The following is a 21,137-nucleotide window of genomic DNA, read 5'->3' as shown; positions in this document are numbered from 1 at the left end:
GGCGGGTATCAAAGGGGATTTGTACAAGTTCATGAGCCCAGAAGAGGCCGCTGGAATTCAGCCAGGGGGCGTTTTGTCCAAAAGCCAGCATGCCCTGTTTACCGCTTGCCTAAAGTCCTAAGCGGTCGCGTTGATCCACTTCGAAATGTCTAAATGGAACGAATGATGAAACGAATTCTTTTTGCACTGCCCGTGTTCCTAGCGGCCTGTGGCGATCAAGTGACTTACCCGGCTGGGATTGAACGTGATGTCCAAGCGATAGAGCAAGTGAGCCAGACGCCGGTCGAGCAACTTCCAGTATTGGTGTCGGACACGGTCAATGGCGGCAAGTTCCAGGTCTTGGCTGAGCTCTCTACCACCGTTGCAAAGGCCACGGCCTTTCATCCCAATCCAACGGCAGATCAGGCGCGCAGGAAATTGCAGGTCGAAGCCGCAGAACTGGGCGCGGATGCTGTCATCAATGCACAGATCGGCACTGTCCAGGTCTGTCCCTTTAGCTGGGCCTGTCGGGTGTCCACCGGAACAGCCGTCAAATTTGTGAACTAGATCAGAATATCAAAACCCGGGCCGATCAGATTTTGGCCTGCTTGGGTGTTTCAGGCCGCTCCTTAGCTCTGGGGCGGCCTTGTTCTATGAAACCCTGGCAACATGCGAAGGTAGGAACGATGGTGCCTTTGCGCAGAAAAAATTGTCCGGTCGCGTGAAGTAGCGCAGGCGATCGCCCCTAGCTCTCGTTGGTTTGCTTCTTGCGCGTCAAAAAACCGATGCCGAGTATGCCCGCAAGGGGCCAGAGAACCCAGGCGGTGCCCGACCAGGTCATCAAGTTTACGCAGACCAGAAAGGCGGAAATGACCCACAGGTTCAGGGGAATCCCCTTTATGTGGCTTTTGCCCAGCAGCGCTGCGCCGCTATGGAGCCCGTATAGTCCAGCGGCTACCAGAATCGGCCAGGCTGGCCAGAATGACCCGCCGCTGATCATATTGAGCAGCACGGCCGCGCCAGTACCAATTCCCATATACCGCAGGCGTTTGCCTCTGACCTCGGAGGACAGAGCGCCCTGCGGATGGGCGGCGCCGGTCTCTGAGGCTGTATCATCTGAGAGTAGATCTGGCCGACCGGTAGATTGACTGGGGGATGACCCTGGCATCTCAGGCTCAGGATCGCTCCAGACCTGTGACACGCGACTACGGCGTTTTGGCGCCGCGTCACCTGCGGCCTCACCCGCTGCCCTATCAATGTTGATAGGCTGGCCAAGAGCCAAGCGATAGACTGGCACGTCTTCGACCATATTCCGTGGGCGTTTGTCGCCGAGGAATTCGAACCCAACAGAGAGCTTGTTACGGACCTGATCATAGACCTGCTGTGAGATCAAAACCCCACCGGGGTCCGCCATGGTTTGCAACCGGGCGGCAAGGTTGACGCCCTCGCCGATGAGATCATCTCCGTCGCAGATTACATCGCCAAGATGCAGGCCAATGCGAAACCTCAAGCTGCTGTCCTTTTGTGTTAGCTCCTGCTGCACTTCGGTGGCGCAATGCACTGCCTCTACAACCGAGGGAAAATCTGCGATCAACCCGTCTCCGGCGGTATTTGCCACGCGTCCGCCATGGCGGTCGATCAGTTTGAAAAACACGTCCCGTGCGGCTTGCAAATCGGTGTACGTGCCGAGCTCATCACGGGTCATAGCAGTGCTGAAGGACTGCGCATCAGCGGCCAAAATTGTTGTCAGTTTACGAATTACTTTTGGGGACACGGCACCAAATTCCTCACGCCTGCGGTGCAAAGATGGGGCGCTCGACTGCAGGATGCAAGCGTCAACTCCGCTTCATGTGCAAATGTTGCCGTTCAACCGGTTTCATCCCCTCCCAGAAAGCACCCATGGTCTTGCTTTCGCGCGTACCTGTGGTAGCAGAGCATAAGCTCAAACTCAGGGGACCGTCATGGACGATCTTAAAGCAAAATATCTAGGGCAGATCGCCGATGCCTCCGACGAAAACGCGCTGGAGACCATCCGTCTCGCCGCCGTTGGTAAAAAAGGCGAAGTCGCACTGAAGATGCGCGAGCTGGGCAAGATGGCGCCCGAAGAGCGCCAGGTGGCTGGCCCGGCGCTAAATGCGCTGAAAGATGAGATCAACTCGGCCCTCGCCGCCAAAAAGGCCGGTCTGGCCGATGCCGCCCTGGATGAGCGTCTGCGCACCGAGTGGCTGGATGTGACCCTGCCGGTCCGCCCCTCGCGTCAGGGGAGCCTGCACCCGATCAGCCAGGCCCAGGAAGAGCTGACCGCAATCTTTGCCGAGCTGGGGTTCTCCGTTGCCGAGGGTCCGCGTATTGATACTGATTGGTATAACTTTGATGCGCTGAACATTCCCAGCCACCACCCTGCGCGGGCCGAGATGGATACGTTTTATATGCACCGCGCCGAGGGGGACGACCGTCCGCCGCATGTGCTGCGCACCCATACCAGCCCCGTACAGATCCGCTCGATGGAGAAAATGGGCGCGCCGTTGCGTATCATCTGTCCCGGTGGTGTGTATCGCGCTGACTATGACCAGACCCACACGCCGATGTTCCACCAGGTCGAAGGCCTGGCGTTGGACAAGGACATCTCTATGGCGAACCTGAAATGGGTGCTGGAAGAGTTTGTCAAAAGCTTCTTTGAGGTGGATGACGTCGAACTGCGTTTCCGCGCCTCGCATTTCCCTTTCACCGAGCCATCGGCCGAGGTCGATATTCGTTGCAGCTGGGACAATGGCCAGCTGAAGATCGGCGAAGGCGACGACTGGATGGAGATCCTCGGCTCTGGCATGGTGCACCCCAAGGTGATCGCGGCTGGCGGGATCGACCCGGATATCTATCAGGGCTTTGCCTTTGGCATCGGCATCGACCGTCTGGCGATGCTGAAATACGGCATCCCCGACCTGCGCGCCTTCTTCGACAGCGACCTGCGCTGGCTGCGCCACTACGGCTTCCAGTGCCTGGATGTGCCAACGCTGCATGGTGGCCTGAGCCGCTAGATTTATGTGCTCAGCCTGTACCGCTCGCGCTATGTGAACTGGTGTCAGGTAGTTTCAAAACAAACGCCCCGCTGGAAAATCAATCTGGCGGGGCTGTTGTGTTTTGCGATGGCCGTCGTTCTCATTGCTGCGCCGCCCGAAAAATGGCGTGGCCAATAGTCTTTCTCGCAGGGGCTCCAATCAGCCTGTTCTTGGAACGGGATCGACGCGCACGGAGGGAACGGGCGCGGCAAAAAAGGCACGCCAGTGCGCAACTCCGCAAGACTCAAGGCCTGCTTGGAGGCTTCAGGCACAAGTAGGCAGATCTTCCGCCCGGCGGTACCGCCGGGCCGCGCCTGACCTTCCCCCCGGGAAGGCGCTTTGCACCTCCCCAAGGTCAGGCACTGCCCTTTTCTTAATTCCTTTCGGTTGCGATAGATTTTCGCCACGCATTTCAGCCGCAGTTGCGTGCTGACGGTCAGGGTGAGGCCAGCAAGACTTGCGCCGGGCGGCAATCTTTGTCATTGCCTATGGCTGTATACGCATGGCTTGCCATAGGACCCTTGACCGATGAAATTCACTCTTTCCTGGCTGAAAGATCACCTCGACACTGACGCATCAGTGGATGAGATCGCTGAAACCCTGACTGACCTTGGCCTTGAGGTCGAAGAGATCAGCAACCCCGGCGATCGGCTCAAGGATTTTACCCTGGGCTATGTGAAACACGCCGAAAAGCACCCCGATGCGGATAAGCTGCGGGTTTGCACCGTGGACACGGATGAGGGCGAAATGCAGATCATCTGCGGCGCCCCCAACGCGCGGGAAGGCATCACCGTGGTGGTCTGCAAGCCGGGCATGTATGTCCCTGGTCTCGACATCACCATCGGTGTGGGCAAGATCCGCGGCGTCGAAAGCTTTGGCATGATGGCCTCTGAGCGCGAGCTGGAGCTGTCGGACGAACACGACGGCATTATCGAGCTGCCCTCGGGCGCAGTGGGTGATCGCTTTGTTGATTGGTTGGCGGAAAACCAGCCCGCCAAGGTAGATCCGATGATCGAGATCGCCATCACCCCGAACCGCCCCGACGCGCTGGGCATTTATGGCATCGCGCGCGATCTGGCAGCCCGTGGTCTTGGCACGCTCAAAACACCTGAATTTGCGCCAGTTACCGGCAGCTTCCCCTGTCCGATCAATGTCACCATCGACGAGGACACGCTGGATGGTTGTCCGCTGTTCTCTGGCCGTGTGATCAAAGGCGTCAAGAATGGTCCCAGCCCGCAGTGGCTGCAGGATCGGCTGACCGCGATTGGTCTGCGCCCCATCTCGGCATTGGTCGATATCACCAACTTTTTCACCTTTGACCAGAACCGCCCGCTGCATGTCTTTGACGCGGCCAAGGTTTCTGGCGATTTGCGGGTGCATCGCGCTGCAGGTGGCGAGGTCCTGAAAGCGCTGGACGAGAAGGAATATACCTTTGGGCCGGGGCAGATGGTGATCTCGGATGACAATGGCGCCGAGAGCATCGCCGGCATCATGGGCGGTGAGGAAACCGGCTGCACCGAGGAAACCGTGGATGTTTTCCTTGAAAGCGCCTTTTGGGATCACGTGCAGATCGCCCTTGCGGGCCGCGCGCTCAAAATCAACTCGGATGCGCGCTATCGTTTTGAGCGTGGCGTAGACCCCGAATTTACCATCCAGGGGCTGCATCTGGCGACCCAGATGATCCTCGAACTTTGCGGTGGCGAGGCCTCAGAGGTGGTGATTGCTGGTGATGTGCCGGATCATGCGCGCGCCTACAAACTGGACGCCGAGCGCGTTCAGTCGCTGGTGGGGATGGATATCCCCGAAAGCGACCAGCGTCAGACCTTGACCCGCCTTGGTTTCCGCCTGGAAGGCAATATGGCCAACGTCCCCAGCTGGCGTCCCGATGTGCAGGGCGAGGCGGATCTGGTGGAAGAGGTCGCCCGCATTGCCTCGCTGACCAAATTGCAAGGAAAGCCGTTGGCGCGGATGACCGATGGTATCCCCAAGGCAGTGATGACCTCGCAGCAGCGCCGCCAGCAGATGGCACGGCGTACGGCCGCCAGCCTCGGCTATAACGAGGTGGTGAGCTATACTTTCATCGACCAGGCGTCAGCTGCATTGTTTGGCGGTGGCGATGACGCCACCATGCTGGCCAATCCGATCTCGTCCGAGATGTCGCATATGCGCCCGGCCCTGCTGCCGGGCCTGTTGCAGGCTGCGGCCCGCAATCAGGCGCGTGGCTTCATGGATCTTGCGTTGTTTGAGGTCGGTCCTGCCTTCCATGGCGGCGAGCCGGGCGAGCAGCACAATCTGATCACTGGCATTCTGGTCGGCAACACCGGCCCCAAAGATGTGCATGGCGCGGCGCGCGGCGTTGATACCTTTGACGCCAAGGCCGATATCGAGGCCATCCTGGCCGCCATCGGTGCCCCGGCCAAGGTGCAGATCCTGCGCGGTGCGCAGGATTGGTGGCATCCGGGCCGTCACGGCAAGATCTGTTTGGGTCCGAAAAAGGTGCTGGGCATCTTTGGGGAACTGCACCCCAAAGTGATCAACGCGATGGGCGTCAAGGGCCCGGTTGTGGCCTTCACCATCTGGCCAGACGAGGTGCCATTGCCCCGCAAGAGCGGCGCCACCCGGTCGGCGCTGGGTCAAAGCGATCTGCAGGCGGTCGAGCGTGATTTTGCCTTTGTGGTTGATGCCGAGGTTGAGGCGCTGACCCTGGTCAATGCCGCCTCTGGTGCTGACAAGGCGCTGATCACCGATGTGCGTATCTTTGACGAATTCATTGGTGGGTCACTGGGCGAGGGCAAAAAGAGCCTGGCCCTGACCGTGCGTCTGCAGCCCAGCGACAAGACGCTGAAAGAAAAGGACATCGAGGCAGTGAGCGAGAAGATTATCGCCAAGGTGACCAAGGCCACAGGCGGTACCCTACGGGGGTGAGACCTGTCGCCATATTATTGGATGAAAAGGCGTGTCCCCTGGGACGCGCCTTTTTTCATAGCTGTACGCAGGTGGTCTAAATCTGCAATCATTGGGACTATCCCTGCGCGCTTTTGATTGGGAAGGCGGACAGGCATTGCTTGCCATTTGAACGAACGTAATCTTTGGAGGGGTTTGAAACAGTGGAATTCTTCAATGCTACAGGCGCGGATGAGCCGCAGCTCGTCGACTTGTTTGAGCGAGTATTTACGGTATCAGAGGGCGCGGAGGAGGGGGGCGTAATCGGAAGGCTGGTGCGTAACCTGATGCGCGATACCCCACCCGAAGACATCCATATTTTTACCGGATTTGAGAAGGCGGACTTGGTAGGTGGCGCAATTTTCTCCCGTCTGGCTTATACGGATGATCCCCGGCAAGTCTTTATCCTGTCGCCCATGGCCGTCGCGACTGAATGGCAGGGCAAAGGGGTCGGGCAGGCGTTATTGAACCATGCCCTCACTGTGCTTCGTTCGGGCGGGGTTGATGTGGCGATCACCTATGGGGACCCCGCGTTTTACAGCAAAGTCGGGTTCAAGGTTCTGAGCGAGGCGGACGCGGCATCGCCTTTGCCACTTAGTCTCCCTGGAGGGTGGATTGGGCAGTCCTTGAATGGTGCTACTTTGGCCCCCTTACGAGGGCGTTGCACATGTGTTCCAGCCCTGAGAGATCCGAGTATTTGGTAGACTGTAGACACCCTCAGCGTTGATCTTGCCGAAACTCTAGAGGGCGCATCTTTAACAGTTGCGATAGCCGCATAGTGTTCTCTGGGCAGGGCAGTTCCGGCGCGACTGGTCTCAGCTGTGGATCCGGTCTATCCATTGTCCAAATCAGGCTAAGGCCAGCACAGAAGGAACCGCATTTATGAAACTCAACGTTTATCTTTCCGGCGAGATCCACACCGATTGGCGCGAGCAGATCATCGAAGGTGCTAAGGGGCTGGATGTGAGCTTTCAAAGCCCGGTGACAGACCATGCTGCCAGTGATGATTGCGGTGTGTCCATTATGGGGGCTGAGGACAACAAATTCTGGCATGACCATAAGGGCGCCAAGCTCAATGCGATCCGCACCCGCAAGGGGCTAGAGGATGCTGATGTGGTGGTGGTGCGCTTTGGCGAGAAATACAAGCAATGGAACGCCGCATTCGATGCGGGCTATGCGGCGGCCTTGGGCAAATCCATCATCGTGCTCAGCCAGCCCGAGCATCAGCACGCCCTGAAAGAGGTCCATGCCGGAGCCCTGGCAGTGACGGATGAGCCGCGCCAGGTGGTCGAGATTCTGACCTATGTGTTGCAGGGCGCGCTGCCCAAATGAGCGCACCAACCTTGCGGACAGAGCGGCTGATTCTGCGCCCACATGGGGTGCAGGATTTCGACGATGTGGCGGCGCTTTGGGCTGACCCCATAGTGGTAAAATACATTGGCGGCACTCCCAGCAGTCCTGAGCAGTCCTGGGCGCGGTTGCTGCGCTACATGGGCCATTGGCAGGCCATGGGCTTTGGCTATTGGGCTGTCTGTGATCGCAAGAGCGGAGCTTTCTTGGGGGAGGTCGGCTTTGCCAACTTTCGCCGTGCTGTCAGTCCGCCATTGCCGGATGTTCCCGAAGCGGGCTGGGTTCTGGCGACAAAAGCCCACGGGCGCGGCTTGGCCAGCGAAGCGGTCGCCTGCATCCACACTTGGGTCGACCAGATGCAGAACTGGGCGCAGACGGTTGCGATTTTTGCACCTGAACATGCAGCCTCGCAGCAGGTCGCGGCAAAGCAGGGGTATCAAACCTGCGGTGAGGCAACCTATTTTGATGACCAAATCCTGGTCATGTCCCGCAAAAAAGGCGCGTCAGTTTGATGGTGGGAAAGGAAGTGAAAACCACTCGTTAACAGGCAGTGATTAGAATGTGGCGCAGCACACTTCTACCCCATCACTTGCTGGGCTTCTTCGCTGGGGCCCGAATGGACAATACCTATGCAAAACCGTCGACGCGCGCCCAAAGACATTTCCCACAAAAGTGAGGACCAGGGGCTGTTCAAAAAAGAGCTGGGCCAGTTTGGGGTATCTTTGGTGCCACATATCAAGCGCAGTAGTCGCGGTGATCTCGTGGTGCGGGGTTATCTCAATGGCAAACGTGAGATTTTTGTGATTTTTGCCGGGAGACGGGCCAAGGATGCCGTGGCAGTCGAGAGTCGCCTCAAGGCCATGTATGTCCGTGCCAATCAAGCTGCAGTAAAGGCTGGGACCCCGCCACCAGAGGTCAATCAAATTCGCCTTGCCATCCGTATCGAAGGGTCGTGGCGGTCTCGTTTTCAGCGAGATGTTTCTGGCTGGGATCACAAGAGTTTTCAACTTCTGGCCTCACGTTGGGCCTTCTCAGACGCCGATGGTATGACCAATTTGGGCGGGCGCCCTCCGTTTGCGTGAAAACACCCCGCCAAAGGCGGGGTGCCGAGCCCAACGGGAAGAGGGCTTTTTCAAAATCCCGATGACGGACGGGAGGGCTACCCCTCGCGTTTGATCTCCACTGTGTGGGGATAGGGGATCGAGATGCCTTTGGCGTCAAAGGCTTCCTTAACTGCCTGTGTCATGGAAAACTTCACTTCCCAATAGTCTGCGGCATCTACCCAGATGCGGGTCGTGAGGTCGACCGAGCTATCACCAAGATTGGTTACGCGGACCCAGGGTTCAGGGTCTTGTTTGACCCGACTGTCAGCCGCGGCCTGTTCGAGAATGATCGCTTTGGCCGCATCGGCGCTGTCGCTGTAATCAATGCCAAAGACCAGATCCACCCGGCGCGTCTCGTGATGCGAGAAATTGGTGATCACCGCGCCCCAGGCCTGACCATTGGGAATGATGATCTGAACATTGTCCGGGGTCGCCAGCTCGGTCACAAACAGGTTCAGATCCTTGACCGTGCCTGCGGTGCCGCCGATGTCGACATATTGACCAATCTTATAGGGGCGAAACAGCACCAGCATAAAGCCAGCCGCCAGATCGCTCAATGTGCCCTGCAGGGCCAGACCAATGGCCAGAGTCGCAGCACCCATCATTGCCACCAGGCTGGTGGCCTCGATCCCAAAGATGCCCAGCACGGCAATCAGCACGACAGCAATCAACACCCAGCGGATCATGCTGGCTACAAAATTACCTAAGGTCGGGTCGATTTCAGGGGTTGCATTGATCCGATTGCGAATGGCGCGGCTCACCATGCCAGCCGCCATCCAGCCGATGATCAGAACCGCCAGAGCCTTGCAGCCGTTCAGAACCATGGGCCAATAGGCAAAGCCCTGTTCAATAATGTCTTCCATATCCGTGTCTCTCTTCCGGTTTTGTGGTTTTGCGCGGATGAAGCACATCCGCATGGGCTCCGGCAAGGGGGAGAGCGGCAGGAAAAGGCCCCCCTAAAGGCAAGGGAGGCCAGGTGTCATCCTCTCTGTTAGGGGATCTATTTTTTCAAAGCGTCCCGGATTTCCATCAGAATATCCAACTCGCTGGGGCCTGCCGGGGCCTCTGGCTCAGGGGCTGCCTCTTCCTTGCGGGCGGCGGCCTCTTTCACCTGATTGACGTAGCGGACCAGCATAAAGACGACAAAGGCGATGATCAGGAAGTTGATGACAGCCATGATAAAGGCACCATGGGCAAAGACCGCAGCCCCGGCTTCGCGGGCGGCTTCCAGGCTGGCGCCCGCCGCAACCTCGCCGGAGAGCACGATATAGGAATTGGTGAAATCAACGCCGCCGGTGAACAGCCCGATGATCGGGTTGATCAGATCCCCAACCATGGATTTGACAATGGCGGTAAAGGCCGCGCCGATGATGATACCAACGGCCATATCCATCACATTGCCCTTGGCGATGAAGTCCTTGAATTCTGAGAGCATAGTTTTTCCCCTGTTGTTGTCGGCGTCTTTTAGGATCTTGCCCCATGGATGCGCCGAGTTAAGGGAAGTGCAAAATATATCTTAAGGCTAGGGGAAAATTCAGGTGCCTGTATCCTGCGCTGTGTTTAGGGCCTTTGGGGCACAAAAAAGCCCGCCAGTCGGGAGGAACTGGCGGGCGGTGAGCTTTAGTGGGCTGCAATCAGGATTTCAGCGCTAAGCTCGGGGAAGTCACGTCAAGCCCCAAGGCCTTGCCTACGGCAAAATAGGTCAGCTTGCCCGCGTGGACGTTTAACCCATTGAGCAGATGAGGGTCATCCTCGCAGGCCTGCCGCCAGCCTTTGTTGGCCAGGTTCAGCATGAAGGGCAGGGTGGCATTGCCAAGCGCCTGAGTGGACGTGCGGGCCACGGCGCCGGGCATATTGGCAACGCAGTAATGCATGATGCCGTCGACCTCATAGATCGGGTCAGCGTGGGTGGTGGCGCGGGAGGTCTCAAAACAGCCGCCCTGGTCGATGGCCACATCCACCAGCGCAGCGCCGGGCTTCATCTCGCTGAGCATGGCACGGGACACCAGCTTGGGAGCTTCGGCACCGGGGATCAGCACTGCGCCAATGACCATATCGGCTTCGCGCACCAGATCGGCGGTGGCGCCAGCGGTGGAATACTGGTTTTTGAAAACATGCCCAAACACATCGTCGAGGTATTTCAGCCGGGGCAGGGAGCGGTCCAGAATGGTCACATCCGCGCCCATGCCTGCAGCGATCTTGGCTGCGTGGGTGCCAACTACACCGCCGCCAATAACCACAACCTTGGCAGGGGCCACACCGGGGACGCCCCCCATCAGGATACCACGGCCGCCATTGGCCTTTTGCAGGGTCCAGGCGCCTACCTGTGGCGCCAGACGACCGGCAACCTCGGACATCGGAGCCAGCAGCGGCAGACCGCCATTGGCATCGGTGACGGTTTCGTAGGCGATGGCGGTGCAACCGCTCTCTAACAGATCATGGGTCTGGTCAGGATCGGGCGCCAGGTGCAGATAGGTGAACAGCAACTGACCTTCACGCAGCATCTTACGTTCAACCGCCTGTGGTTCCTTAACCTTGACGATCATATCGGCTGTGGCAAAGACCTCTTCGGCTGTGTCGATAATCACAGCACCAGCAGCGATGTAATCCGCATCGGTAAAGCCAGCGCCTAGGCCAGCGCCCTTTTGAATAAGCGCCTTATGGCCGTGATTCACAGCTTCGCGGGCAGCGTCGGGCGTCATTCCAACACGGAATTCCTGTGGCTTGATCTCTGTGGGGCAACCGATTTTCATGATCTCTCCTCCGTTTCCTTTGCGTCAGTCTGACGCAGATCTGAAAAAATATGCTGCTTTTTTGGGCATAATAAAAACATGACATTCGAAGATTCTTCACCTAAAACGGCGAAATCTAGCAAGGATCTTTGAAGAAATGTCTCTGGATAACACGGATCGTCGGATTCTGCGGGTGCTGCAACGGCAGGGGCGGATCTCTAACGCTGAGCTTAGCGAGCGGGTCAATCTGTCTGCTTCTGCCTGTCACCGGCGCGTGCAGCGGCTGGAAAGTGATGGCTATATCAAGGACTACGTTGCCTTGCTGGATGCCCGCAAGATGGTGGTGCCTACCACGGTTTTTGTCGAGATCACGCTGCAAAGCCAAGCGGATGAGCTGCTGGATGCCTTTGAACGCGCAGTAGCACGTATTCCCGATGTGTTGGAATGTCATTTGATGGCGGGATCTGCGGACTATTTGCTCAAGGTGGTTGCTGAAAACACCGAGGACTTCGCCCGCATCCACCGCCAACATCTGACCCGTCTGCCTGGGGTGGCACAGATGCAATCGAGTTTTGCCCTGCGCACCGTGTTCAAGACCACCGCCTTGCCCGTCTAGCTGCGCAACTTGTCCAAAAACTACGCTACGAAAGAGCTGACAAACATGGCGGATCAAACCGTGGTGACATACCTGGTGCCGTTTGTTTGGGCGATGGCGGCGGGCAGTGATGCCGGTAAGTCGCAACCGCAGGAATTGCGGTTGCACCTCCTGGGTAAACCGGGTTCCATTAGCGAATAGCGGGTCGCTGCTTCGTGTCTTTGTTGCGCAGTCAGAGACCTCCCCAAGCGTCACGAGACGGCTGGATTGTCGCGCGTGACATCAAAGGATCACACTGATCTGATAGTGGGGTCCGCAAAGGTAACACATTAAAGGAATACTCCCGTGACCAGCAATATCGACTCCGACTCTTTTGATTGGCTTGAGGCAGAGCTTCAGGACACTTTGGACGAGGATATCGAAATTGAATTTGCCGAACCAATGCTGTCCATGGAGCTGCGTAAGATTTACCGCGAGCAGCATCCCGAGATGCTGGACCGCAAAGTCTATTTCCGCAATCTTTTGCGGTTGCAGGCTGAACTGATCAAGCTCCAGGATTGGGTGGTCAAAACTGGGGCAAAGGTTCTGGTGATCATGGAGGGGCGCGACAGTGCGGGCAAAGGTGGTGTGATCAAACGGATCACCCAGCGGCTGAACCCACGGGTCGCAAGGGTAGTGGCGCTGCCAGCCCCCAGCCGACGAGAACAAAGCCAGTGGTATTTCCAACGCTACGTCCCGCATCTGCCCGCTGGCGGCGAGATCGTTCTGTTTGATCGCTCTTGGTACAACCGGGCCGGGGTAGAACGGGTGATGGGCTTTGCCGATGAAGACCAGGTGGAAACCTTCTTTCGAGATGTGCCGGAATTTGAACGCATGCTGGTACGGTCAAACACCATCGTGTTGAAATACTGGTTCTCGATCACCGACGAGGAGCAGCAGCTGCGCTTCATGATGCGCATCCATGACCCGATGAAACAGTGGAAGCTGTCGCCGATGGACCTAGAAAGCCGGATCCGCTGGGAGCAATATACCAAATCCAAAGAAGAGATGTTTGAGCGCACCAATATCCCTGAGGCGCCTTGGTACATTGTTGAAGGCAACGATAAAAAGCGTGAACGCCTAAATTGCATCGAACATCTATTGAGCAAGATCCCCTATCAAGAAGTGACTAGCGAGAAGGTGTCCTTGCCGGATCGGGAATATAACCCCGATTACGAGCGCCAGGTTCTGCCGGATGAGCTATATGTTCCCAAAATCTATTGAGGGTAAAAGGGCGGGGTCTTTTCGCCAATATCGCGCCGTTCTGACGCAGGTTCCGCAGTGATCTGCCGCGACGGGGTACTAAAGGGGGGCGGTTGGGCTACTTTGAAGCTTCGGTATTGGCCAGGAACCGTCTCAGATAATCGGTGAAATGGGCGATCTCATCCTGCGAGAACCCTTTCAGTAGATCGTTCTGACGTTCCAGCGCACGGGGCAAAATTTTGCTGTGCAGATCTTGCCCGCTAGGGGTAAGGCTCCACGATTTGCGGCGCTCGTCCCCCGCCAAGGCAATAGATTGCGCCAGCCCGTTGCTTTCTAATCGTTGCAAAGACCGACTGACGGCTGCCTTGTCGATCCCTGTGAGGCGCGCAGCTTGAGCGACAGAGCAGCCGGGGCTGCGTGTCATCATCACCAGCATCCGCCAATCCATCACGCCAATTCCAAACTCGGCTTGATAGGCGCGGGTTGCGTCCCGTGTCAGCCGATTGCCAGCAAAGGTTACCAGTACAACCGGGCTGTTGCTTAGGCTTAGGGTTGGCGCAGCTGGATCATCTGGGCGGCCAGTAGCGGTGACCAGGAACATATCTTCAGGTAGGGAGGCTGTATCAGTCATGGGCATATACTAGATGGGGCGTGTTGACACATCAACACATTCATCATTCAGTACAGTCAGCAAGTTCCATGGGAGGCTATGATGGCGCGGGCTGAATACTATGATATTAACCCTGGCCAGTTCTGGCAGGACCCCTACCCTGATCTTACGCAGATGCGGGCGCTAGCCCCGGTCGTCTATGTGCCGCAGCTTCAGGCCTTCTTGTTGACACGCCGTGACGACATCTTTCGTGAAGAAAAAAAGGTGGAGATATTCTCGTCAGAGCAGCCAGAGGGCTTGATGGTCCAGTTGATGGGCGAGAACATGATGCGCAAAGATGGGGAGGCGCATATGAACGAGCGCCGGGCCATTTTCCCCACGGTCTCCCCCAAAACAGTGCGAGACCACTGGATGGCGGAGTTTCGAAAGTTGACGCAGAATATCCTGGCGGAGTTGCGACCGAAAGGGGGCTGCGATCTGGTGCGTGACTACGCCATGGTTGTTTCAGGCGAGGCTTTGAGGCGGATCACTGGTCTGACAAATCTGACGGCCTATGAAATGGATCAGGTGAGCCAACATATGATTGATGGCTGTGCCAACTATGCTGCGGTGGCCGAGGTAGAGCAGCGCTGCCATGCGGCAACCGCAAAGATTGATGCCTGCATCAGTGAGTGTCTGGCGCAGCCTTTGGAGGCTGATGACCTTTCTCTCTTGGCGGTGCAGCGGCGGGCTGGACTGGACGAGCCCCGGATAAGGGCGAATATCAAACTCGCCATCTCTGGTGGGCAGAACGAGCCGCGCGACGCCATTGCCGGTACAGTTTGGGCGCTGCTACAGCACCGTGACCAGTTGGCAGAGGTACTGGCGGGGCAGGCCAGTTGGGGACAGGCCTTTGAGGAATATGCGCGTTGGATCTCACCGATCGGCATGTCGCCGCGTCGGGTTGCCAAAGAATACGAGTTGCACGGTGTGACACTGCGTTCCCAAGACCGGGTGTTTTTGATGTACAGTTGCGGAAATCGCGATGAACGGGTCTTTGCGCGCCCTGACAGCTTTGATTTACATCAGGATTGTTCCGCATCGATCTCGTTTGGTGCCGGCCCACACTTTTGCGCGGGGGCTTGGGTATCTAAAGCATTGATAGGCCAAGTTGCCCTGCCGATGTTATTTGAGACGATGCCGGGCCTTCGTCTTACGGCTGAGGCGCAGTTTGGCGGGTGGGCCTTTCGGGGGCCTTTGTCCGTCCCGGTTGCCTGGGAGAAGGGCCAATGAGACAACCAAGCTAAGTAGCTTATCCCTTACCTTCTTGGGGTGGCGTTTTTTGGGGGTAGGGCCCCGAGGTGACATTTGCCTTGAGCGCAGGGGAGCAAGGCGCGCCGCAAATATAGGGGGGGACGCTATGTCACCTCGGGTAGAGCCGGGTGTTCCAGGTCCGGCTGCAAGCACATGGACGGGGAAACCCAGAGGTGCCGTCCAGTTCAACCAGTATAGGGGGTTTGGGAAGATAAATACACGCTAAAGTTTATAATGGGCGGAAATATTTCGTAAACGGCCCAAGACGGGTCTTTTTGATTTTGTCGTGGCTCTATGCCGCCATGATTGGTGGTGCAGCCCTGAGCAAGCTATGATCAGAAATGACAAACCCCCGAGCCCAGGGCGCGGGGGTCATCAACTGTGTGTCCAGAAAAGACCTGGAAGCCAAAAGGCGGATAGAAGGAGCTTAGAGCATACCTTCGCGCTGTGCTTTCTTACGTGCCAGTTTACGGGCACGGCGGATCGCTTCAGCTTTCTCGCGCGCTTTTTTCTCGGACGGCTTTTCGAAATGTTGCTTGAGCTTCATTTCGCGGAAGACGCCTTCACGCTGCAGCTTTTTCTTCAGAGCGCGGAGCGCCTGATCGACATTGTTGTCACGAACACTAACCTGCATGTGGTTTTCACCACCTTTCTAGATAGAGTTGCAAGGATTTGCAGGAAGTGGCCATATAGCAAAGCTCCGGTTTCTTGTCTAGTACTGTGATATCAAGCGTGACTCCCCATATAACTGCGGAAGACCGCGTAAATTCAGATCGGAAGAATCCCCATGGATAGCCAGGAAAATCATACAGATCATTCTCGCGAACTGGTGGCCCAATTGCTGGATGCAGCCCTGCTGCATGTGGTGTTTGATGGCTGGTCTGAGGCTACATTTGAGGCCGCCATCACTGATACCGGTATCAATCCGGTACTTGCGCGCGCGATTTGCCCGCGCGGGGCGGTTGATCTAGCCCTAGCCTATCACCGGCGTGGTGATCAGATAATGTTGGCTCGGTTAGCAGAGGCAGACCTGTCAGATCTTAAATTTCGCGACCGAATCGCCACCATGGTTCGCTACCGGCTTGAGGCGGCGGAGGATAAGGAGGCGGTGCGTCGTGGGGTGACGCTCTTTGCTCTGCCTCAATATGCAGCCTCTGGGGCCAAGGCGCTCTGGGGCACCTGCGATGCAATCTGGACCGCGCTGGGCGACACATCGGATGATTTGAACTGGTATAGCAAACGCACCATCCTATCGGGCGTCTACTCTTCAACGCTGCTCTATTGGCTTGGGGACGACAGCCCCGATCATCAGGCGACCTGGGCATTTCTGGATCGACGGATCGACAATGTAATGCAGTTTGAAAAGGTGAAGGCAGGCCTGCGGAAGAACCCCCTGCTCAAACCTTTGTTGGCGGGGCCAGAGTGGCTGTCGACCCAAATCAAAGCTCCTGCGGCCCGCGATGACCTGCCCGGGCGCCAGGATTAGGCTCGGCAACTCTGTTTTGTGACGTAGCTATAGGCTGGGCATTGCCTCACATTCCTATCAGGATGGTGTGCAAAATACATGAGGCCGGGCTCTGAGCGCCGGGCCGGGACAACAAGGAGTCCGCGAATGAGCGACATGATGCGTGCCATTGAAATTTCCACCCCCGGCGGGCCGGAGGTTCTGACCCTCACCCAGCGCCCCATGCCTGTGCCAGGCCATGGACAGGTTGTGTTGAAGGTCGCCTATGCAGGCGTCAACCGTCCGGATGCGCTGCAACGGGCCGGCGCCTATAACCCGCCCCCCGGCGCCAGTGATCTGCCGGGTCTGGAGGCGGCAGGTGAGGTTGTTGCTCTGGGCGCTGGTGTCACGGGATTGGAAATTGGCGATCGGGTCTGTGCGCTGCTTCCCGGCGGCGGTTATGCTGAATACGTGGCGACCCCGGCGGCCCATTGCCTGCCCATTCCGGACGGTCTGAGCCTGAAACAGGCGGCCTGCCTACCGGAAACCTGCTTTACCGTCTGGTCCAATGTCTTCACCCGTGGCGGGCTGGAGGCTGGCGAGCGGTTCTTGGTCCATGGCGGATCGTCCGGCATTGGCACGACAGCGATCCAACTGGCCTCGGCCCTGGGGACGCGGGTTTTTACTACTGTGGGGTCGGATGAGAAATGCCAGGCCTGTCTGGATCTTGGGGCAGAACGCGCCATCAATTACAAGAATGAGGATTTTGTTGAGGTGCTGCGGGCTGAGGGTGGCGCGAACCTCATCCTCGACATGGTGGGCGGCGACTATATTCCTCGCAATATCAAAACCCTCGCAGATGATGGCCGCATGGTCCACATCGCCTTTCTGTCCGGCCCCAAGGCTGAGTTGAACTTTGCCCAGATCATGGCGCGCCGCCTGACGGTGACAGGTTCCACCCTGCGGCCACAAAGCGATTTGGCCAAGGCCCGCATTGCCCAGGATCTGTTCGAGGTGGTTTGGCCGCTGATTGAGGCGGGCAAACTGGCGCCGGTGATGGACAGTGAGTTCTCTCTCGAAGAGGCCGCAGCGGCGCATGCGCGGATGGAGAGCTCGGGCCATATCGGCAAGATCGTGCTGAAGGTAGCGGGGGATGCCGATTAAGCGGGCCATCGGTCGCGAACGGACAAAGGCGCGCCCTGTGAAGAGCGCGCCTTTTTGCGTTTTGAGACCCAAACCATGATTCTATGCGTCAGTTCCTTAACCTAACGGACTGGGGTAAACAGCGCGTCCTTTAGCGAGCAATCCTTGATTACATCCCGGCCACAGGGCACGGGCTGCATATCGCGTGACAGGCACAGGCGAACTTCCTGTATGTGGTGGTCCCGGCAGGTTACCGTGACACTGTCGGCGTTAAATTCGGGGTTGGCCTGGAGAAAGGCCTCTTCGATCAGGCTGGCAGGCAGGGTCACGGATCGGTCAAGCTTGCGAAAGATTGCGGGGCGGTTGACGCTTTCATAGGCGTGGCGCGATAGATCCAGATAGCCATGAGCTGACAGGCCTGAACAAGTGCCGTGTTTCTTCCATTGATGCCAAGCTAGGCCAGGAGTTCCCATGATATCAGCCATTTCGGCGGTCTCGCTGCGTCGGGGTGGGGCCTCGGGCGTGTTGCAATAGCTGGGCCATCCCCGGTGAAACTGCGGCCAGAGCCCATGCAGGGTCCAGCCAAAATCATGCCGTGGGTCACATTGGTCAGACCCCTTTGCATCGCCTTCGATCTCACACCAATTGGGCGACCAGCTGAGCGCCAGAACATAATAGTCGAATTCACCCGCCTTTTCACCATCTGCCCAAGCAGCAGGGGCAAAGATCCCGGTGAGGGCCAAAATTGCTGCGAACAAGAACCTGTGCATCGCCTCTTTCCTTATGAAAACAGCGCGACTATATAGGACTGAAGTTCCCCGACAATGGAAACCGACCCCAAACCACCGGGGCAGCCTAATTCAGGCGGCGGGAAAGTTGTATTTTGGGGCAAGATGTAGGTTTAGGAGATGAGCACATGGCAAAACCATTGATGACCAAGGCAACCGCCGTGTGGCTGGTGGACAATACAACGATCAGCTTCAAGCAGATTGCAGATTTCGTCGGCATGCACGAGTTGGAAATTCAAGGCATCGCTGATGGGGATGTGGCCACAGGCGTCAAAGGGTTTGATCCCGTGACCAACAACCAGCTGACCCAGGATGAGATCGACAAGGCAGAGGCCAACCCGCTCCACAAGCTGAAGCTAAAGTTCAACGCTGCAGCCGCTGGCGAAGAAAAACGCCGTGGTCCGCGCTATACGCCGCTGTCCAAACGTCAGGACCGGCCCAATTCGATCCTTTGGCTGGTGAAGTTTCATCCTGAGTTGTCGGACGGCCAGATTGCCAAACTGGTCGGCACCACCAAGCCAACCATTCAGTCGATCCGCGAGCGCACCCATTGGAACATTTCCAATATGCAGCCGATTGATCCGGTTGCACTGGGCCTGTGTAAGCAGTCAGAGCTGGACATGATCGTGCAGAAGGCCGCTGCCAAAAAGGCTGCCGAAGGCGGGGTGATGAGCGACGACGAGCGCCGCAAGCTGGTTTCAACCGAGCAGTCGCTTGGCATGGATGCTGAGCCCAAGATCCCTGCCGGGATCGAAGGTCTGGAAGGCTTTTCTCTGGGCGGTAGCGAGAGCCCGCGCCCCACATCTGACCCGATGGCCGATGCGGATAGCTTCTTTAATCTGCCCGACGCCAGTGATGAGGACGAGGACGACAACTCCGACGATCCCCGTAGTTAATTTGCACTTCCATCGTGCGAGTTCTAAAGGCCATACCCGAAGGGTATGGCCTTTTTTATTGGGAGGTTTGCGTTCCAGGTCCGGGGGAGAGGGGTGAGTAGAACCGCCAAGCCCTAAAGGGTTTTGCGCGCCTTAAGAGCTGCAATGATGGTGCCATCATCCAGATAGTCCAGCTCGCCGCCGATGGGTACCCCTTGGGCTAAGGTGGTGAGCTGCACCTGACCTTCCAATTGGTCAGCGATGTAGTGGGCCGTGGTCTGTCCGTCGATGGTGGCGTTGAGCGCGAGAATAACCTCGCGGACGCCTTCACTCGCGACCCGGTCCACCAGACGTGGAATGCGCAGCTCATCGGGGCCAATGGCGTCCAGCGCCGACAGGGTGCCGCCCAAGACATGATAGCGGCCCTTAAAGCTGGCAGCGCGCTCCATCGCCCAGAGGTCCGAGACCGTTTCAACCACGCAGATTTCCCCATTCGCGCGCCTCTCATCAGAGCAGATTCCGCAGATGTCTTGGGTGCCGACATTGCCACAGTTCAGGCATTCGCGCGCACTCGAGGCCACCTGGCTCAGGCTCTCCGCTAGCGGCGTAAGCAGCAGCGTTCGTTTGCGAATAAGGTGCAGAACCGCACGACGCGCCGATCGTGGGCCCATGCCGGGCAATTTCGCCATCAGAGCAATCAGGTGCTCGATCTCGCTGATGCTGTCGTCGTTCATGTTTTGGGTCCTCTACGAATGTTGCATATAGGCGCAAAGACACAGCGGGCTGCAAGGCCCATGGTCCAACTCTGGAGGACTGTTTCATGTTGGACACCGACAGCGCAGGCGAGTGGCGCTCCTTCACGGCCCCATGCGTATTTTGGCTTCACCGTAACTGGACTTCGAATCATAGCTTGGGTGTTTCGGTTCCAAAGGCCCCTTTGCACCGCCGCCACACTCTGGCTCGAGCGAGAGACGGAGGACGGAATGAGACCCAGATGGGACAGGGGTCAATCACGCGGTCGGTCCTATTTATGAGCGCGAAAGGCCATCTGCGATCGAAGTCTCGGCTTGTTCGCAGATATGACCAGGGGCGCTGATTGTATATTCACCCTTGAAAAGTGAAGTGCCTGCGCGCATATAGGCCTTGCTTACGTTTTTCTTTTTCGACCCACTGTCTCCTGTTCACGGCGTTCAGTCTTTCGATCCAGACCTACCACGCCGGGCTGCCGCACCAACGCGGGCAGCAAATTATAGGAGATTACGGACATGGCTTCAGGCACCGTAAAATGGTTTAACTCGACCAAAGGCTTCGGCTTCATCGCACCCGATGGCGGCAGCAAAGACGTATTTGTTCACATTTCTGCTGTTGAGCGTTCCGGTCTGACCGGTCTGGCCGACAACCAGAAAGTGACATTCGACATCGAACCCGGCCGCGACGGTCGTGAGTCCGCTGTGAACCTCGAACTGGCCTAAGCCTTTTCGAGACAGAATTCGGAAAACGCGGTCTCCCCTGTGGAGGCCGCGTTTTTCTTTCCGCTGTTCCTAAAGGTAGGGCTTGGCTATGCAGCGGCCCAAGCTTTAATCGCAAAAGGCGACCCCAGTGGGCCGCCTTTCTAGGTCTGATCTCAATGCCGCGAGCTTAGAACGGCAGCTTGATATCTTTGGGCAGGCCCATGCTCTCGGTGAGGTTGGCCATTTCTTCCTGCGCCTTCACGGCGGCTTTGGACTGGGCATCCTTGATCGCGGCCAGGATCAGATCCTCAACAACTTCTTTGTCATCGCCAGAAAAGATCGACGGATCAATGTCGAGCTCTTTCAACTCACCCTTGGCCGAGGCCGTAGCCTTGACCAGGCCAGCACCTGCTTCGCCCACCACCATGACATTGTGCAGCTCTTCCTGCATCTCAGCCATTTTGGTCTGCAATTCTTGTGCCGATTTCATCATCTTGGCCATATCGCCAAGACCGCCGAGGCCTTTGAGCATC

24 protein-coding genes are annotated in these 21,137 nt (G+C 57.5%); 15 read left to right on the top strand and 9 right to left on the bottom strand.

All coding sequences use genetic code 11. From position 1 onward, the window contains the following. Nucleotides 1–165 precede the first annotated feature (165 nt). The gene (locus MED193_RS22300) at nucleotides 166–546 is read left to right on the top strand and encodes a heavy metal-binding domain-containing protein (RefSeq protein WP_050757587.1); all 381 of its coding nucleotides are present in this window, start codon (nucleotides 166–168) and stop codon (nucleotides 544–546) included. A gap of 178 nt (nucleotides 547–724) precedes the next feature. Here MED193_RS22300 and MED193_RS11550 read toward each other — a convergent pair whose 3' ends face one another. Further along, nucleotides 725–1,753 (bottom strand): adenylate/guanylate cyclase domain-containing protein, encoded by a 1,029-nt coding sequence (locus MED193_RS11550; protein WP_039966136.1) that lies wholly within the window; start codon nucleotides 1,751–1,753, stop codon nucleotides 725–727. Between the two features lie 187 nt (nucleotides 1,754–1,940). Here MED193_RS11550 and pheS point away from each other — a divergent pair, with 187 nt between their 5' ends. From pheS to MED193_RS11520, 6 genes are all read left to right on the top strand, one after another. After that, nucleotides 1,941–3,014, top strand: a complete 1,074-nt coding sequence (gene pheS / locus MED193_RS11545; RefSeq protein ID WP_009809907.1) for a phenylalanine--tRNA ligase subunit alpha — start codon at nucleotides 1,941–1,943, stop codon at nucleotides 3,012–3,014. Nucleotides 3,015–3,563: 549 nt separating this feature from the next. Next, nucleotides 3,564–5,960, top strand: coding sequence for a phenylalanine--tRNA ligase subunit beta (gene pheT / locus MED193_RS11540; RefSeq protein ID WP_009809906.1), 2,397 nt, complete (start codon nucleotides 3,564–3,566; stop codon nucleotides 5,958–5,960). 182 nt (nucleotides 5,961–6,142) lie between these two features. Beyond that, entirely contained in the window at nucleotides 6,143–6,682 is a 540-nt protein-coding gene (locus tag MED193_RS11535; RefSeq protein ID WP_039966135.1) for a GNAT family N-acetyltransferase, read from the top strand. A 178-nt stretch (nucleotides 6,683–6,860) separates the two neighbouring features. Next, complete coding sequence (locus tag MED193_RS11530) at nucleotides 6,861–7,310, top strand: YtoQ family protein (protein ID WP_009809904.1); 450 nt, start codon at nucleotides 6,861–6,863, stop codon at nucleotides 7,308–7,310. After that, nucleotides 7,307–7,840: a GNAT family N-acetyltransferase gene (locus MED193_RS11525; RefSeq protein WP_009809903.1), complete on the top strand. Its 534-nt coding sequence runs from the start codon at nucleotides 7,307–7,309 to the stop codon at nucleotides 7,838–7,840. The genes MED193_RS11530 and MED193_RS11525 overlap by 4 nt, the downstream gene beginning before the upstream one ends. Before the next feature lie 117 nt (nucleotides 7,841–7,957). Continuing rightward, nucleotides 7,958–8,410, top strand: a complete 453-nt coding sequence (locus MED193_RS11520) for a hypothetical protein (RefSeq protein WP_009809902.1) — start codon at nucleotides 7,958–7,960, stop codon at nucleotides 8,408–8,410. A gap of 77 nt (nucleotides 8,411–8,487) precedes the next feature. Here the strand turns inward: MED193_RS11520 and MED193_RS11515 are convergent, their stop codons facing one another. The 3 genes from MED193_RS11515 to ald all read right to left on the bottom strand — a co-directional run bounded on the left by MED193_RS11515 (nucleotide 8,488) and on the right by ald (nucleotide 11,184). Continuing rightward, nucleotides 8,488–9,294, bottom strand: a complete 807-nt coding sequence (locus tag MED193_RS11515; protein ID WP_009809901.1) for a mechanosensitive ion channel family protein — start codon at nucleotides 9,292–9,294, stop codon at nucleotides 8,488–8,490. A gap of 137 nt (nucleotides 9,295–9,431) precedes the next feature. Next, nucleotides 9,432–9,866 carry a large conductance mechanosensitive channel protein MscL gene (gene mscL / locus MED193_RS11510; protein ID WP_009809900.1) on the bottom strand — a complete coding sequence of 145 codons (435 nt, stop codon included), beginning with the start codon at nucleotides 9,864–9,866 and terminating at the stop codon, nucleotides 9,432–9,434. 199 nt (nucleotides 9,867–10,065) lie between these two features. Next, complete coding sequence (gene ald, locus MED193_RS11505) at nucleotides 10,066–11,184, bottom strand: alanine dehydrogenase (RefSeq protein WP_009809899.1); 1,119 nt, start codon at nucleotides 11,182–11,184, stop codon at nucleotides 10,066–10,068. A gap of 136 nt (nucleotides 11,185–11,320) precedes the next feature. Here ald and MED193_RS11500 point away from each other — a divergent pair, with 136 nt between their 5' ends. The 3 genes from MED193_RS11500 (at nucleotide 11,321) to ppk2 (ending at nucleotide 13,021) form a co-directional block, all read left to right on the top strand. Beyond that, nucleotides 11,321–11,779, top strand: a complete 459-nt coding sequence (locus MED193_RS11500; protein ID WP_009809898.1) for an Lrp/AsnC family transcriptional regulator — start codon at nucleotides 11,321–11,323, stop codon at nucleotides 11,777–11,779. Nucleotides 11,780–11,824: 45 nt separating this feature from the next. Continuing rightward, nucleotides 11,825–11,959, top strand: coding sequence for a hypothetical protein (locus MED193_RS23335; RefSeq protein ID WP_009809897.1), 135 nt, complete (start codon nucleotides 11,825–11,827; stop codon nucleotides 11,957–11,959). 144 nt (nucleotides 11,960–12,103) lie between these two features. Further along, a complete protein-coding gene (gene ppk2 / locus MED193_RS11495; protein WP_009809896.1) occupies nucleotides 12,104–13,021 on the top strand; it encodes a polyphosphate kinase 2 in 918 nt (305 codons plus the stop codon). Between the two features lie 97 nt (nucleotides 13,022–13,118). Here the strand turns inward: ppk2 and MED193_RS11490 are convergent, their stop codons facing one another. Next, the gene (locus MED193_RS11490) at nucleotides 13,119–13,631 is read right to left on the bottom strand and encodes a MarR family winged helix-turn-helix transcriptional regulator (protein ID WP_157041344.1); all 513 of its coding nucleotides are present in this window, start codon (nucleotides 13,629–13,631) and stop codon (nucleotides 13,119–13,121) included. 81 nt (nucleotides 13,632–13,712) lie between these two features. Here MED193_RS11490 and MED193_RS11485 point away from each other — a divergent pair, with 81 nt between their 5' ends. Further along, nucleotides 13,713–14,882, top strand: a complete 1,170-nt coding sequence (locus MED193_RS11485) for a cytochrome P450 (protein ID WP_039966852.1) — start codon at nucleotides 13,713–13,715, stop codon at nucleotides 14,880–14,882. 448 nt (nucleotides 14,883–15,330) lie between these two features. On the opposite strand, the gene rpsU is transcribed toward MED193_RS11485, so the two are convergent. Further along, on the bottom strand, nucleotides 15,331–15,537 hold the full coding sequence (gene rpsU, locus MED193_RS11480) for a 30S ribosomal protein S21 (RefSeq protein ID WP_008207378.1): 207 nt from the start codon (nucleotides 15,535–15,537) through the stop codon (nucleotides 15,331–15,333). A 153-nt stretch (nucleotides 15,538–15,690) separates the two neighbouring features. Here rpsU and MED193_RS11475 point away from each other — a divergent pair, with 153 nt between their 5' ends. Then, nucleotides 15,691–16,389 carry a COQ9 family protein gene (locus MED193_RS11475; protein WP_009809893.1) on the top strand — a complete coding sequence of 233 codons (699 nt, stop codon included), beginning with the start codon at nucleotides 15,691–15,693 and terminating at the stop codon, nucleotides 16,387–16,389. A 126-nt stretch (nucleotides 16,390–16,515) separates the two neighbouring features. Next, nucleotides 16,516–17,511 (top strand): NAD(P)H-quinone oxidoreductase, encoded by a 996-nt coding sequence (locus MED193_RS11470; RefSeq protein WP_009809892.1) that lies wholly within the window; start codon nucleotides 16,516–16,518, stop codon nucleotides 17,509–17,511. Between the two features lie 101 nt (nucleotides 17,512–17,612). On the opposite strand, the gene MED193_RS11465 is transcribed toward MED193_RS11470, so the two are convergent. Further along, complete coding sequence (locus tag MED193_RS11465; protein WP_009809891.1) at nucleotides 17,613–18,260, bottom strand: ribonuclease T2; 648 nt, start codon at nucleotides 18,258–18,260, stop codon at nucleotides 17,613–17,615. 146 nt (nucleotides 18,261–18,406) lie between these two features. On the opposite strand from MED193_RS11465, the gene MED193_RS11460 reads away from it, so the two are divergent. Beyond that, on the top strand, nucleotides 18,407–19,174 hold the full coding sequence (locus MED193_RS11460; RefSeq protein WP_009809890.1) for a DUF1013 domain-containing protein: 768 nt from the start codon (nucleotides 18,407–18,409) through the stop codon (nucleotides 19,172–19,174). Between the two features lie 113 nt (nucleotides 19,175–19,287). Here MED193_RS11460 and recR read toward each other — a convergent pair whose 3' ends face one another. Next, nucleotides 19,288–19,887, bottom strand: coding sequence for a recombination mediator RecR (gene recR, locus MED193_RS11455; protein ID WP_009809889.1), 600 nt, complete (start codon nucleotides 19,885–19,887; stop codon nucleotides 19,288–19,290). Nucleotides 19,888–20,418: 531 nt separating this feature from the next. Between recR and MED193_RS11450 the strand changes: the two genes are divergently transcribed. Continuing rightward, nucleotides 20,419–20,625, top strand: a complete 207-nt coding sequence (locus MED193_RS11450; RefSeq protein ID WP_009809887.1) for a cold-shock protein — start codon at nucleotides 20,419–20,421, stop codon at nucleotides 20,623–20,625. A gap of 166 nt (nucleotides 20,626–20,791) precedes the next feature. Here the strand turns inward: MED193_RS11450 and MED193_RS11445 are convergent, their stop codons facing one another. Then, nucleotides 20,792–21,136: a YbaB/EbfC family nucleoid-associated protein gene (locus tag MED193_RS11445; protein WP_009809886.1), complete on the bottom strand. Its 345-nt coding sequence runs from the start codon at nucleotides 21,134–21,136 to the stop codon at nucleotides 20,792–20,794. Nucleotide 21,137: the final 1 nt, after the last annotated feature.

It is taken from the genome of Roseobacter sp. MED193 (genome assembly GCF_000152965.1).
Lineage (GTDB): Bacteria > Pseudomonadota > Alphaproteobacteria > Rhodobacterales > Rhodobacteraceae > Pseudophaeobacter.
This window is presented reverse-complemented; position numbering and strand designations above follow the sequence as displayed.

Excerpts from the sequence above, each read along its gene's own strand:
- MED193_RS22300 (WP_050757587.1), top strand. The coding sequence starts at position 166 with ATGAAACGAATTCTTTTTGCACTGCCCGTGTTCCTAGCGGCCTGTGGC.
- pheS (WP_009809907.1), top strand. The coding sequence starts at position 1,941 with ATGGACGATCTTAAAGCAAAATATCTAGGGCAGATCGCCGATGCCTCC.
- pheT (WP_009809906.1), top strand. The coding sequence starts at position 3,564 with ATGAAATTCACTCTTTCCTGGCTGAAAGATCACCTCGACACTGACGCA.
- MED193_RS11530 (WP_009809904.1), top strand. The coding sequence starts at position 6,861 with ATGAAACTCAACGTTTATCTTTCCGGCGAGATCCACACCGATTGGCGC.
- MED193_RS11525 (WP_009809903.1), top strand. The coding sequence starts at position 7,307 with ATGAGCGCACCAACCTTGCGGACAGAGCGGCTGATTCTGCGCCCACAT.
- MED193_RS11520 (WP_009809902.1), top strand. The coding sequence starts at position 7,958 with ATGCAAAACCGTCGACGCGCGCCCAAAGACATTTCCCACAAAAGTGAG.
- MED193_RS11515 (WP_009809901.1), bottom strand. The coding sequence starts at position 9,294 with ATGGAAGACATTATTGAACAGGGCTTTGCCTATTGGCCCATGGTTCTG.
- mscL (WP_009809900.1), bottom strand. The coding sequence starts at position 9,866 with ATGCTCTCAGAATTCAAGGACTTCATCGCCAAGGGCAATGTGATGGAT.
- ald (WP_009809899.1), bottom strand. The coding sequence starts at position 11,184 with ATGAAAATCGGTTGCCCCACAGAGATCAAGCCACAGGAATTCCGTGTT.
- MED193_RS11500 (WP_009809898.1), top strand. The coding sequence starts at position 11,321 with ATGTCTCTGGATAACACGGATCGTCGGATTCTGCGGGTGCTGCAACGG.
- MED193_RS23335 (WP_009809897.1), top strand. The coding sequence starts at position 11,825 with ATGGCGGATCAAACCGTGGTGACATACCTGGTGCCGTTTGTTTGGGCG.
- MED193_RS11490 (WP_157041344.1), bottom strand. The coding sequence starts at position 13,631 with ATGACTGATACAGCCTCCCTACCTGAAGATATGTTCCTGGTCACCGCT.
- MED193_RS11485 (WP_039966852.1), top strand. The coding sequence starts at position 13,713 with ATGGCGCGGGCTGAATACTATGATATTAACCCTGGCCAGTTCTGGCAG.
- rpsU (WP_008207378.1), bottom strand. The coding sequence starts at position 15,537 with ATGCAGGTTAGTGTTCGTGACAACAATGTCGATCAGGCGCTCCGCGCT.
- MED193_RS11475 (WP_009809893.1), top strand. The coding sequence starts at position 15,691 with ATGGATAGCCAGGAAAATCATACAGATCATTCTCGCGAACTGGTGGCC.
- MED193_RS11470 (WP_009809892.1), top strand. The coding sequence starts at position 16,516 with ATGAGCGACATGATGCGTGCCATTGAAATTTCCACCCCCGGCGGGCCG.
- MED193_RS11465 (WP_009809891.1), bottom strand. The coding sequence starts at position 18,260 with ATGCACAGGTTCTTGTTCGCAGCAATTTTGGCCCTCACCGGGATCTTT.
- MED193_RS11460 (WP_009809890.1), top strand. The coding sequence starts at position 18,407 with ATGGCAAAACCATTGATGACCAAGGCAACCGCCGTGTGGCTGGTGGAC.
- recR (WP_009809889.1), bottom strand. The coding sequence starts at position 19,887 with ATGAACGACGACAGCATCAGCGAGATCGAGCACCTGATTGCTCTGATG.
- MED193_RS11450 (WP_009809887.1), top strand. The coding sequence starts at position 20,419 with ATGGCTTCAGGCACCGTAAAATGGTTTAACTCGACCAAAGGCTTCGGC.
- MED193_RS11445 (WP_009809886.1), bottom strand. The coding sequence starts at position 21,136 with ATGCTCAAAGGCCTCGGCGGTCTTGGCGATATGGCCAAGATGATGAAA.